An 11,822-nucleotide genomic window follows, 5' to 3' on the forward strand; every position below is an offset into this window, starting at 1 on the left:
TCACGCCTCCGCGCGCGGATCGATCGCCAGCGCCTGTGCGACGCACGTGGCCGGTTTCGCCTGAATGAGTTCGATCGCGAGTCCGTCGGGCAGGCGCAGCCAGTTGCGTCCCTGCGGCATTTCGGTCACGCCGAATGCCTGCGCCGCAGCGATGGCCGCGTCGAGGTCTTCGCACATCACGCCGAGATGCGCGAGCCGGCCCTCCGGTCCGTCGTAATGCGGCTCGCTGATGAATTGCAGACCGCCGAGCGTCCAGTATTGACGCGGCGCTTCCCGGCTGCCGTCGACTTCGCGCATGGTCATGCCGAGCACTTCCTCGAAGAAGCGGATATGCCAATGGATGTCCTTCACCCGGATGGCGACGTGCTCGAGATAGGCTTTCGCGGCGCTCATGCCGAGACCTCCTCTTTCCGGCGATCGATCATGGCGCGTTCAATCCCCTTGATGCAGGCGACGAGCGTCGCATTGACGGGCGTCGGCACGCCGAGCCGTTCGCCCCAGCGCACCACGGCGCCGTTGATGAAGTCGATTTCGGTGATCGACGCTTTCTCGAGGCTTTGCAGCATCGACGTCTTGAACGCGGCCGGAAGGCCTTCCGCGGCCATGTTCCACGCATCTTCCGCTGCGGCGATGGACAGCCTGACACCGGCGGCTTTGGCCGCGGCCATCGCTTCTTCGATCGCCGCAAGCGCCGTCGCCTTGAGGACGGGCTCGTCGTAAAGCTGACCGTAGGTCAGGCGCGTGATGCCGGTGATCGCGCCGGTCGCGACATTGATCAGCAGCTTGTCCCACATCGTGCCGAGGATGTTGTCGCTGACGCGCGTGGTCAAACCTGCGCCGTTGAACGCGTCCGCGACCGCTTGCACACGGGCCGTGATCCGGCCGTCGAGTTCGCCGACGATCGTGAGCTTGCCCGCGACGCCGCTCTGAATCTGGCCCGGCGCGTGCAATACGCCGCCCACGTAGGTTTTGCCCGCGAGCACGCGCTCTCGTCCGACGATTTCGGCGAGCACGTCTTCATGACCGAGGCCGTTTTGCAGCGACAGAACGACGGTCTCCGGCCCGACGAGCGCGAGCGCGCCGCGCATCGCCGCATCGGTATGGAACGACTTGACCAGCACGATCACGAGATCGACCGTGCCGACTTCGGCGGGATCCATCGTCGCGCGAACCTTGACGCGCCGCGTGCCGCGCTCGTCGTCGATCTGCAGCCCGTCGCGCGACATGGCCGCGACATGCGCGGCAAACCGGTCGACGAGCCATGTCTCGTGACCGGCTTCGGTTAGCGTGGCACCGATGGCGCAGCCCAGCGCGCCGGCGCCCAAAAATGCGATCTTCATCAACGTCTCCTTGAATGGAGACCACGATACGGCGCGCGACACATGTCGGCAATGCAATGAATTCAATGGCGCCATTGCGGATCGCAATATTGAGTCGACACGGACATAGCACTGCCGTAGCGCGCACGCCGTTTTGCGAGCCGCTGGCGCTCGCCGCCACGCCGCCCAAAAAGCGACAAGCCCGGCGCGAAGCCGGGCTTGTCGCGTGTTCGAACCTGACGTCCCAATGTCTATCCCGCCGACGAAGCGGCCGACTCGCCACTGTCCGCGCGCCGCCGGTACAGCGCCAGCGTCGCGCCGAGCCCGCAGAGCGCGGCGAAACTCAGCCAGTAGCCCGGCGCTGCCTTGTCATGCAGCGCCTGGATCAGATACGTCGACACGGCCGGCGTAAACCCGCCGAACAAGGCGGTCGCCAGACTGAACGCCAGCGAGAACCCGGCGACGCGTACTTCGACCGGCATCACTTCCGTCAGCGCGGCGACCATCGCGCCGTTATACATGCCGAAAAAGAACGAGAACCACAGCAGCACGATCAGCATGCGCGCGAAGCTCGGCGCATCGGCGAGCCAGAACAGCGCCGGATAGGCCGTGAAGATCGCGAGCACGGAAATCGCGACGAGCAGCGGCTTGCGGCCGATGCGGTCCGAGATCGCGCCGCCGATCGGCAGCCAGACGAAATTCGACGCGGCCACGAGCAGCGTCACCATCAGGCTGTCCGACGTGGACAGCTTCAGCACCGATCTGCCGAAGGTCGGCGTATAGACGGTGATGAGATAAAACGTCGTGGTCGTCATCGCCGTCAGCAGCATGCCGCCGACCACGGTCCGCCAGTTGCCGAGCAGCATCGCGAAGATCTCGCGTGCCTGCGGATGGTGCCGCCGCGCTTGGAACGCCGCGGTCTCCTGCAGCGAGCGCCGCAGCAAGAACAGAAACGGCACGATCGCACAGCCGATGAAAAACGGCACGCGCCAGCCCCATGCGCCGATCTGCTGCGCCGACAGCCACTGGTTCAGCCCGTAACCGATGGCCGCCGCCATCACGATCGCGACCTGCTGGCTCGCCGATTGCCAGCTCGTGTAAAAACCCTTGTTGCCGGGCGTGGCCATTTCCGCGAGATAGACCGACACGCCGCCGAGCTCGGCCCCCGCGGAGAATCCTTGCAGCAGCCGCCCGAGCAGCACCAGCGCCGGCGCGAGCAGGCCGATGCTCGCGTAGCCCGGCACGCACGCGATCAGGATGGTGCCGCTCGCCATGATCGAGAGCGTGACGATCAGGCCGGTACGCCGCCCGACCTTGTCGATATACGCGCCGAGAAAGATCGCGCCGAGCGGACGCATCAGGAACCCGGCGCCGAACACCGCGAACGTGAGCATCAGCGACGCGAACTCGCTGTCCGACGGAAAAAAGATCTTCGAGATCGATGTCGCATAAAAGCCGAACAGAAAGAAATCGAACTGTTCGATGAAATTGCCGCTGGTCACGCGCAGCACGGCGGCGGCCCGCGTCATCGGCGAAACGCCGGACGTCGCGGCGATGGGTTCGGTACGGCTCATGGTGTCTCCTGCCTATTGTGTTTGTGGCGATGGGCGCCGGCGGCGCCCGTGACGCTAGTCGGCGCCGACGCTCGACGCGTTGCGTTGCCGCTTCTCGATCGACGATTTGAGCAAGGCGGCCGAGCGGAAAATGCCGTGCGCGAACTTGCCGTAAGGCAGCGTTGCGAATAGCGCGATCACGATGCCGAGATGGACGGCGAGCAGCGAAGGCATCGCGGCAGTCGTACGACCGGCGAGCAATGCGAGACCGGATGCACTGGTCAGCAACAGCAGCGCGATGAAGCCGCGGTCCATCGGACGCTGACGCGGATCGCCGCGCTCCGGCGCGCGTGTCAGGTTCAGCCAAAGCAGCCCTGCCGGCCCCGCGATCAGTCCGATGCCGCCCGCCGTTCCGAGCAGCACCGGCACGCTGAAAAACGGATACGGCGCTTCCAGACCGAACGCGTAGTGATAGAGCGTGGCGACCGCCGTTGCCGCGAAGCACAACATGAAGCCGTAGAACGTCAGGTGATGGAAACGGCGCCGGGCCAGCGTGAACGCATCGTCCCGTTCGTTGCAGCCGTCGCCGTGGCCGCCGTCGAGGTACCTGAGCGTCAGCGCGTTCTTCGCCGCTTCCGCCACCGCCGGCGCGCTCGCGCGTGTCGTTCCCGCCGACACGTCACGCCAGAAGCGCGTGACGCCCACGCCGAGCGCGACCATGGCGAACACAAATACGCTGCCGAACATCGCGGCGAGCAGCGTGTGCGGAAAGACCGCGTAGAAGTTCGCAGGCCCGACGTCGCGCGACAGGCCGCCGTGCAATGCGGTGCCGAGCAGCAGAAACAGCGCGAGCCCGGCCGCGAGTGCAACCGACAGCGTCAGACCGTTGCGCTTGTACAGCGCGCCGAACGCCGCAGGAAACGCGTACTCGGTGTAGGTGTCGAGCCGGACTTCGGCCATCGCTTTCGGCACGTTCACGGCGAATTCATGCGGTGGCGCGTATTGGCACGCGTGATAGCACGCACCGCAGTTGTGGCACAGATTCGCGAGATAGTTGACGTCCGCCTTGCCGAATTCGAGCCGGCGCGTCATCGCGGGGAACACGGCGCAAAAACCTTCGCAATAGCGGCATGCGTTGCAGATCTGCATCTGGCGCGCCACTTCGGTTTCGCTCGCGCTCATCGGCACGATCGGGATCACGCGTGCCGCGCCGCCGTGCGAAGTTTTTGGGGTATCGACCGGCGACGCCGTGTGCGTGCGTTCGGTCGCGAGTGCGTCAGGCTGCTGCACGGCTTGCCTCCGTTGTCTTGAGTGCCGCACGTGCAGCCTGCGTCCCGGCGATGCGCCCGAAGGCCGTGCCGATCGACATGCCGACGCCGGCCGTATAGCCCTTGCCGAGCACGTTGCCGGCCATCATTTCGCCGGCGACGAACAGGTTTTCGCTGGCTTCGCCGCCGAAGTGGACCTGCGCGCGCTCGTTCGTCTTCAGGCCGAGATAGGTGAACGTAATGCCCGGCCGCAACGCATAACCGTAGAACGGCGGCGTATCGATGCGGCGCGCCCAGTGCGTCTTCGGCGGCGTGAGGCCTTCGGTGTGGCAGTCGTCGAGCGCCGTGTGATCGAACGTGCCGACGCGGCACGCGTCGTTGTAGCGCGTCAGCGTGTCGACGAAGCGCCGTTCGGGCAGGCCCAGCTTGCGTGCGAGTTCCGGCAGCGTGTCCGCCTTTTCGCCGGGAAACACCGGCGGCATGAAACGGCCGATCGCTTTCGAATCGATGATCGAATAGCCGATCTGCTCGGGCTGCTGCGCAACGAGCCGCCCCCAGATCGCATAGCGCTTCGGCCAGAAATCCTCGCCCTCGTCGTAGAAGCGCTCGGCGTCGCGATTCACGACGACGCCGAGCGACACGCAGTCGATGCGCGTACAGATGCCGCCGTCATACAGCGGCGCGCGCGCATCGATGGCGACGCAGTGCGACTGCGACGGATCGCCGATCATGTCGGCCCCGGCGTCGCGCATATGCTTGAGGAGCACGCCCTGGTTGAAGCGTGTGCCGCGAATCAGGAAGTTGTCGGCCGGCCATTCGCCGCGCGCGTTCTGCCCCCACGCGTCGCGCAGCCATTCGCGGTTCGATTCGAAGCCGCCCGCGGCGAGGACGCAGGCATGCGCCTCGAAACGCCGGCTGCCGCTGCGCGCCGCGACGAAACGGCTGCCGTCGAGCTCGATCGCATCGACGGGCGTGTCGTACCGGATGTCGACGCCGAGCGCTTCGGCGCTGCGGTAATACGCGTTGACGAGCGCCTTGCCGCCGCCCATGAAGAACGCGTTCGTGCGCGCGACGTGGAGCGCACCGGACAGCGGCGGCTGAAAGCGCACGCCGTGCTTCTGCATCCACGGCCGGCACGACGACGACGCGCGGATCGTCAGCCGCGCAAGATGTTCGTTCGTGATGCCGCCGGTCACCTTCAGCAGGTCCTGCCAGAATTCCTCTTCCGGATAGGCATCGACGAGCACGTCTTGCGGCGCATCGTGCATGCAGCGCAGATTGCGCGTGTGTTGCGAGTTGCCGCCGCGCCATTCGCGCGGCGCGGCTTCGAGAAGCAGGACCGACGCGCCCGCTTCGCGCGCCATCAACGCCGCACACAGGGCAGCATTCCCTCCTCCGATTACGAGCACATCGACCATCAGACTTGCCTCCTTTCGGACAAATCGTAGGGATCGCGTGCCCGCTGCGCTATCAGGCGGCCGTCAACGGGTCTTCACTTTTTGTGAAGAGTCGGTTTCGCGCAGCCGTGCACCGGGCCAGCGGCCTTCGTGCACGAGTTGACGCGCGACATCGGCAAGGACCACGCGCGCGGCGAGCCCGGCCGGAGACAGTTCGTCATCGGAAATGCTTGCGATCAGGTTGGGCCGCCTCGCGTATTTCTCCGCGACGGGCACGCTCGTCAGCGTCGCGTTCTCGCGTCTGGCGAGTGCTGCGCCCGGCTGTATGGTCGCCCCGATGCCGGTGCGGACGATGTCCATCAGCAGCGCGAGGCCGTCGACTTCGGCGACGATGTTCGGCTCGTATTCGGCGCGCTTGAACGCCGATGAAAGCAGCGAACGCAGCCCGTGCGTACCGCTGGGCAGAATGAGCGGCAGCTTGCCGAGATCGGTCAGCCGGATCGACCCGCGTGTCGGCATCCCGTCAAGATCGGCCGCGCCGATCAGGAACAGCCGCTCGTCGAGCAGCGGCTGCACGCTCCAGCGTTGCGCGGACTCTTCGCGAAACAGCACGGCAAGATCGATCTGGCGCGCACTCAGCATCGATGCGAGGTGACCGGACAGACTTTCGACGAGATGGAGCCGCACATCGGGATAGCGCGCGCGCATTGCCTGCATGAACGCCACGCCGAGCACGCTCGCCGTGCTCGGCGCCATGCCGACGCTGACATGGCCGGACAGACGCGCCGAGCGCGCGGCGAGCGCCGCGTCGTCGATATGACGCAGCGCGAGTTGCGCCTGACGCCAGAACGCCAGCCCTGCGTCGGTCGGAATGACGCCGCCCGACGTGCGCTGTAGCAAACGCGTGGACAGTTCGCCTTCGAGTCGGCTGATCTGCTGACTCAGCGCCGAGGTCACCACGCCGAGTTCCAGCGCGGCCTTGCCCATGCTGCCGTGTTCGACGACGCTGAGAAAATAACGTAGTTGTCTGAGTTCCATTCCGCGATCGGACAGGGGATGACGCGCGTATTCTGACAGAACGTCGACGACGGTCTTTCGCGTGGCGCGCGGCCGACTTTGCGGCGCGGCGTTGGCGCTGCAAGCGTCGCAGCAGCGAAAGCAACGCTTCGAACCGCATCGGCACGCCCGCGCCGCTGCGCAAGCTCGCGACTTTGCTTATCAGAAATCGATGTTTCCCGTGCGGCGCGAAACGATCGACACTTTGCTGCTCGGGCAGCACCGCGGCAGCAATGCGCGCTGGCGTGCGCCCTTCCGTTCAACGACGCGTTTCGATTCATGAACCGTTTTCTCTCCGACTCATGGCCGAGCGGTGCGGACCTCGCCGCCGCCGACCGCGACGCCGATTCCGCTACCGCCGAGCCGTCACACACGGGCGCGCCGGCGTCCGCTTCGTCGATCCGCGCGAACGCCGGCGTATTCGCCGATCCGCGCTCGCACGCGCTGCTCGAGCGGATCCGCGCGGTCGCACCGAGCGACGCGAACGTGCTGATCGTCGGCGAAACGGGCACCGGCAAGGAGCTGGTCGCGCGTCGCCTGCACCAGGCGAGCCGTCGTCGCGACGGCCCGTTCGTCGCGGTGAACTGCGGCGCGTTGTCGACGACGCTCGTCGAAAGCGAATTGTTCGGTCACGAGAAAGGCGCGTTTACCGGCGCGTTCGGCGCGAAGGCCGGCTGGTTCGAAACCGCCGACGGCGGCACGCTGTTTCTCGACGAGATCGGCGACCTGCCGCTGCCGATGCAGGTCAAGCTATTGCGCGTGCTGCAGGAGCGCGAAGTCGTGCGCGTCGGCGCGCGGGCCGGCATTCCGATCGACGTGCGCGTCGTCGCCGCGACGAACGTCGATCTGCAGCAGGCGGTTGCGGCCGGCCATTTCCGCGGCGACCTCTTTTACCGGCTCGCCGTCGTGCAACTCGCGGTGCCGCCGCTGCGCGAGCGGCCGGCCGACATCCTGCCGCTCGCGCGCCATTTCGTCGACGACTACCGCCGCCGTCTCGGCTACGGGCCGCGCAGCATCGACGCGCGCGCCGCACGCGCGCTCGAATCGTATGACTGGCCCGGCAACGTCCGCGAGCTGGAAAACGTCATCCATCATGCGTTGCTCGTGAGCCGCCACGAGACGCTGCAGCACGCCGACCTGACGTTCGCCTCGGCCGGCACGGCCGCTGCGGCACCACATCGAGACGAGCCGTGTGCGGGCGCGCAGGCCGCACTCGAAGCCGCGCTGCGCGCGCTGTTCGACGAAGGTCACGGCCGACTGTACGAACGCATCGAAGACACCGTGATGCGTGTCGCGTTCGAGTTCAGTCACCGCAATCAGCTTCAGGCCGCGCGCTTGCTCGGCATCAGCCGCAACGTGCTACGCGCGAGATTGATCCGCGCAAACGAGATCGCCGCGTTGAAGTAGCCGCGCTTCGCTACCCGACGCCGGCGCGAATCCGCTCGCGCACGCCGCTCGTGGAGCGGCGTGCCGACCTGATGTATCGTGGCACCGAAGCGCGCGCCGGCGACATCCATGGCACTGCCCCACGCCACCGCCGCCACGGCGCGCGCATTCCCGCAACCCGACAGCCCGAGGCGCCGGATCGGTTCGGCCCGCGGGCTTTCATCTGCCCGGAAACCGTCGCCATGAAAAAACTCGTGAACCGTCCGTCCGACGTCGTGCGTGAAATGCTCGAAGGCATCGCGCGACAGTCGCCGCATCTCGCGATGCTCGGCGACGAGCACGTGCTCGTCCGCCGCCCGCTGCCCGAACCGTCGCAGCGCACGGTCGCAGTGCTGTCGGGCGGCGGCAGCGGGCACGAGCCTGCGCACGGCGGCTATGTCGGCGACGGAATGCTGAGTGCGGCCGTGTGCGGCGAAGTGTTCACGTCGCCGTCCACCGACGCGGTACTCGCCGCGATCCGCGCGACAGCGGGCCCGAACGGCGCGCTGCTCGTCGTGAAGAACTACACCGGCGACCGGCTCAACTTCGGTCTGGCAGCCGAACTCGCGCGCGCGGAAGGCATTCCGGTCGAGACCGTGATCGTCGCGGACGACGTATCGCTGCGCGGCCGCGTCGAGCGCGCGCAGCGGCGCGGCATCGCGGGCACCGTGCTGATCCACAAACTCGCGGGCGCGGCGGCCGCGCGCGGGCTGTCGCTGCCGCGCGTCGCGGCGATCGCGCGCGATGCGGCCGCCGATCTCGGCACGATGGGCGTCGCGCTCGACGGCTGCACGCTGCCGGGCGCCGACCAGTCCGGATTCAGTCTCGCCGACGACGAAATCGAGCTAGGTCTCGGCATTCACGGAGAAAAAGGCGTCGAACGCACGGCGCCGCTGCCGGCCGACGCGCTCGCCGACACGCTGCTGTCGGCGATCGTCGCCGACCTCGTGCTCGACCGCGGCGAACGCGTCGCGCTGCTCGTCAACGGTCTCGGCGCGACGCCCGATATGGAGCTTGCGATCGTGCTGCGCGCCGCCTACGAAAACCTGAGCCGTCGCGGCATCGCGGTCGAGCGCGCGTGGGCCGGCACGTTCCTGTCGGCGCTGAACATGCCCGGCTGTTCGATCTCGGTGCTGCGGCTCAACGACGAACGGGCGGCGCTGCTCGACGCACCGACGCAGGCGCGCGCGTGGCCCGGCGGCGGCGCCGTCAACGCGCAGATCCGCGTCGCCGCCGCGGCACCGCAGGAACCGTCGCCGCCGCCGCTCGACGCGGCGGGCCGCGCGTGGGCCGAGCGGCTGCGCCCGGCGCTGCACGCGGTCGCGCACACGCTGATCGACCACGAAGCGACGCTGACCGAGCTCGATGCCGCCGCCGGCGACGGCGACCTCGGCGCAAGCATGCATCGTGCCGCCGACGCGATGCTCGCGTTGCCCGAAGCCGCGTATGCGACGCCGGCCGATGCGCTCGCCGCGCTCGGCGCCGCACTGCGCCGCGCGATCGCGGGCAGCTCGGGCCCGTTCTACGCGACCGCGCTGCTGCGCGCATCGCGGCGCCTCGCCGGCGTCGCGCAGCCGTCGGCACGCGACTGGGCCGCGGCATTGCGCAGCGCGGTCGATGCGATCGCCGAGCTCGGCGGCGCCCGTGCCGGCGACAGAACGATGCTCGACGCGCTGGTGCCGGCCGCCGCCGCGTTCGACCGTGCACTCGACGACGGCCGCGACAGCGCCGGCGCGTGGGCGGCCGCCGTCGACGCCGCCGAACGCGGTGCGCAGGACACCGCGCGCATGACGCCGCGCGCCGGCCGTGCGAGCTACCTCGGCGAACGCGCGATCGGCACGCCCGACGGCGGCGCGGTCGCCGTCGCGTACTGGCTGCGCGCGCTGCTGCCGCACGTCCGATAACGCGGCGTCTCATGGCCGCGGGTCGCCGGCGAGCGGCCCGCGCGGGTCTTCGGCACGGGGAAAACCCCAATCCCGACATCGTCCTATGACATCGGGCATGGCAAATTGGCGGGATTACTTTGAACCTCGTCGGCGCCCGCCCGGGCGCATGCTGCCAACGAGGATCCCTTATGCGATACGTGCCATCGTGGACTTCCGTCTCCGCGCCGTCCGTCCCGGACGATACGGTTTCCCATCGCGGCGACGAGCCGCACAGCCTGCCGCGCGTCGCGATCGCGGCCGCCGCGCTCGGTAACGCGACCGAATGGTTCGATTACGGCATATACGCGTACGGACTCGCGTATATTTCCGCTGCGCTGTTTCCCGGCAACACGGCCAGTGCGACGCTGTTCGCGCTCGGCACGTTTGCGATTTCGTTCCTGATCCGCCCGCTCGGCGGCCTGTTCTGGGGCCCGCTCGGCGACCGGCTCGGCCGCAAGCGCGTGCTTGCGCTGACCGTGCTCACGATGTCGGGCGCGACGCTGCTCGTCGGCCTCCTGCCGACCTACGCGACGGCCGGTTGGCTCGCCCCGGCCGCGCTGATCCTGCTGCGCATGGTGCAGGGTTTTTCGACCGGCGGCGAATACGGCGGCGCAGCGACGTTCATCGCCGAATACGCGCCCGACTCGCGGCGCGGGCTGTGCGGCAGCTTTCTCGAATTCGCGACGCTGGCCGGCTTCTCGCTCGGCGCGCTGCTGATGCTCGGCTTCGCGCTGCTGCTCGGCGACACGGCGATGCATGCCTGGGGCTGGCGCCTGCCGTTCCTCGTCGCGGCGCCGCTCGGTCTCGTCGGCTTCTATTTGCGCTCGCGTCTGGAAGAAACGCCGGTGTTTCGCGAACTCGAGGAGCAGGCGCACCGCCGCGAACAGGCCGCGCCGGCCGCGATGCCGATCGGCCGCCTGCTGGTTCGCTATGCGCGGCCGTTGCTGCTGCTCGGCGGGCTCGTCGTCGCGCTGAACGTCGTCAACTACGTGCTGCTCGCCTATATGCCGACGTACATGCACAAGGAGCTCGGCGTCAGCGAGAACATGTCGCTGCTGATCCCGCTGATCGGGATGCTCGCGATGATGGTGCTGCTGCCGTTCGCGGGCTGGCTGTCGGATCGCGTCGGCCGCAAGACGATGTGGTGGATCTCGCTCGTCGGCCTGTTCGTCGCCGCCGTGCCGATGTTTACGTTGATGACGCATGGCGTGCTCGGTGCGTTCATCGGCTTCGCGGTGCTCGGCGTGCTCTACGTACCGCAACTCGCGACGATTTCCGCGATGTTTCCGGCGATGTTCCCGACGCACGTCCGCTACGCGGGCATGGCGATCGCCTACAACGTGTCGACGTCGCTGTTCGGCGGCACCGCGCCGATCGTCAACGACTGGCTGATCGCGCGAACCGGCAATGCGCTGATTCCCGCCTATTACATGATGGCCGCGTGCGCGGTCGGTCTGGTGGCGCTGGTCGCCGTGATCGAGACGCGCGGATGTTCGTTGCGCGGCGATACGGTGCCGGGACAGGCACGTTGAGGTGCTGCGACGCGAGCGTGCGTCGGTGACGATGAACCGAACCCGGCTGCGGCCGGGTTCGTCGTTTCAGGGTTCATCGCGGGCGGCATCGATGTGACAACAAACGCCCTCTCCGCGACCTCCGAGCCCGTTGTACACTTGGCCAGTCCCGCATTGCGCATCACGACGAAGGCTCTCTACCTTGACCGAAAATGCCTCGGTAGAAGCCACCGTCGGCATGACTGCAAGACGTGCACCGAATTCCTTTTTCACTTCGCATTTGGCCGCAGACAGCGGCCGATCCGGATCCTTGGCCCGTCCACCGACATGCGCTCGCCGTTCCCGTTGCAGGCTCACGTCCATTTGAT

The 11,822-nt window shown here is 67.7% G+C and carries 11 protein-coding genes; 4 read left to right on the top strand and 7 right to left on the bottom strand.

Going from position 1 to position 11,822, the window contains the following annotated elements; genetic code table 11:
• The 6 genes from BCR55_RS26840 to BCR55_RS26865 form a co-directional block, all read right to left on the bottom strand.
• Positions 1–393, bottom strand: coding sequence for a VOC family protein (locus tag BCR55_RS26840; protein WP_006405476.1), 393 nt, complete (start codon positions 391–393; stop codon positions 1–3).
• Positions 390–1,340 carry a ketopantoate reductase family protein gene (locus tag BCR55_RS26845; protein WP_065496805.1) on the bottom strand — a complete coding sequence of 317 codons (951 nt, stop codon included), beginning with the start codon at positions 1,338–1,340 and terminating at the stop codon, positions 390–392. Before BCR55_RS26845 ends, BCR55_RS26840 begins: the two co-directional genes overlap by 4 nt.
• 230 nt (positions 1,341–1,570) lie before the next feature.
• Complete coding sequence (locus tag BCR55_RS26850) at positions 1,571–2,893, bottom strand: MFS transporter (RefSeq protein WP_006405479.1); 1,323 nt, start codon at positions 2,891–2,893, stop codon at positions 1,571–1,573.
• A 54-nt stretch (positions 2,894–2,947) separates the two neighbouring features.
• Positions 2,948–4,162: a tricarballylate utilization 4Fe-4S protein TcuB gene (gene tcuB, locus BCR55_RS26855; RefSeq protein WP_065496808.1), complete on the bottom strand. Its 1,215-nt coding sequence runs from the start codon at positions 4,160–4,162 to the stop codon at positions 2,948–2,950.
• Positions 4,149–5,558 carry an FAD-dependent tricarballylate dehydrogenase TcuA gene (tcuA, locus tag BCR55_RS26860; protein ID WP_065496810.1) on the bottom strand — a complete coding sequence of 470 codons (1,410 nt, stop codon included), beginning with the start codon at positions 5,556–5,558 and terminating at the stop codon, positions 4,149–4,151. The genes tcuB and tcuA overlap by 14 nt, the downstream gene beginning before the upstream one ends.
• A 63-nt stretch (positions 5,559–5,621) precedes the next feature.
• The gene (locus BCR55_RS26865) at positions 5,622–6,575 is read right to left on the bottom strand and encodes a LysR substrate-binding domain-containing protein (protein ID WP_006405482.1); all 954 of its coding nucleotides are present in this window, start codon (positions 6,573–6,575) and stop codon (positions 5,622–5,624) included.
• Between the two features lie 91 nt (positions 6,576–6,666).
• Between BCR55_RS26865 and BCR55_RS26870 the strand changes: the two genes are divergently transcribed.
• The 4 genes from BCR55_RS26870 to BCR55_RS26885 all read left to right on the top strand — a co-directional run bounded on the left by BCR55_RS26870 (position 6,667) and on the right by BCR55_RS26885 (position 11,475).
• Positions 6,667–6,876 (top strand): hypothetical protein, encoded by a 210-nt coding sequence (locus BCR55_RS26870; RefSeq protein ID WP_065496812.1) that lies wholly within the window; start codon positions 6,667–6,669, stop codon positions 6,874–6,876.
• Positions 6,873–8,000: a sigma-54-dependent Fis family transcriptional regulator gene (locus BCR55_RS26875; protein WP_083211900.1), complete on the top strand. Its 1,128-nt coding sequence runs from the start codon at positions 6,873–6,875 to the stop codon at positions 7,998–8,000. The genes BCR55_RS26870 and BCR55_RS26875 overlap by 4 nt, the downstream gene beginning before the upstream one ends.
• Positions 8,001–8,221: 221 nt before the next feature.
• Positions 8,222–9,922, top strand: coding sequence for a dihydroxyacetone kinase family protein (locus BCR55_RS26880; RefSeq protein WP_065496814.1), 1,701 nt, complete (start codon positions 8,222–8,224; stop codon positions 9,920–9,922).
• A 170-nt stretch (positions 9,923–10,092) separates the two neighbouring features.
• A complete protein-coding gene (locus tag BCR55_RS26885; protein ID WP_006411412.1) occupies positions 10,093–11,475 on the top strand; it encodes an MFS transporter in 1,383 nt (460 codons plus the stop codon).
• Positions 11,476–11,541: 66 nt separating this feature from the next.
• On the opposite strand, the gene BCR55_RS32825 is transcribed toward BCR55_RS26885, so the two are convergent.
• Positions 11,542–11,817, bottom strand: coding sequence for a hypothetical protein (locus BCR55_RS32825; RefSeq protein WP_139094097.1), 276 nt, complete (start codon positions 11,815–11,817; stop codon positions 11,542–11,544).
• Between the last annotated feature and the right edge of the window lie 5 nt (positions 11,818–11,822).

It is taken from the genome of Burkholderia sp. CCA53 (genome assembly GCF_001685525.1).
In the GTDB taxonomy this organism is placed as follows: Bacteria; Pseudomonadota; Gammaproteobacteria; order Burkholderiales; family Burkholderiaceae; genus Burkholderia; species Burkholderia multivorans.

What these genes read in the sequence shown, in the direction of transcription:
- BCR55_RS26850 (WP_006405479.1), bottom strand. Translation starts at nt 2,893, where the DNA reads ATGAGCCGTACCGAACCCATCGCCGCGACGTCCGGCGTTTCGCCGATG.
- BCR55_RS26880 (WP_065496814.1), top strand. Translation starts at nt 8,222, where the DNA reads ATGAAAAAACTCGTGAACCGTCCGTCCGACGTCGTGCGTGAAATGCTC.
- BCR55_RS32825 (WP_139094097.1), bottom strand. Translation starts at nt 11,817, where the DNA reads ATGGACGTGAGCCTGCAACGGGAACGGCGAGCGCATGTCGGTGGACGG.
- BCR55_RS26875 (WP_083211900.1), top strand. Translation starts at nt 6,873, where the DNA reads ATGAACCGTTTTCTCTCCGACTCATGGCCGAGCGGTGCGGACCTCGCC.
- BCR55_RS26885 (WP_006411412.1), top strand. Translation starts at nt 10,093, where the DNA reads ATGCGATACGTGCCATCGTGGACTTCCGTCTCCGCGCCGTCCGTCCCG.
- tcuA (WP_065496810.1), bottom strand. Translation starts at nt 5,558, where the DNA reads ATGGTCGATGTGCTCGTAATCGGAGGAGGGAATGCTGCCCTGTGTGCG.
- BCR55_RS26840 (WP_006405476.1), bottom strand. Translation starts at nt 393, where the DNA reads ATGAGCGCCGCGAAAGCCTATCTCGAGCACGTCGCCATCCGGGTGAAG.
- BCR55_RS26845 (WP_065496805.1), bottom strand. Translation starts at nt 1,340, where the DNA reads ATGAAGATCGCATTTTTGGGCGCCGGCGCGCTGGGCTGCGCCATCGGT.
- BCR55_RS26865 (WP_006405482.1), bottom strand. Translation starts at nt 6,575, where the DNA reads ATGGAACTCAGACAACTACGTTATTTTCTCAGCGTCGTCGAACACGGC.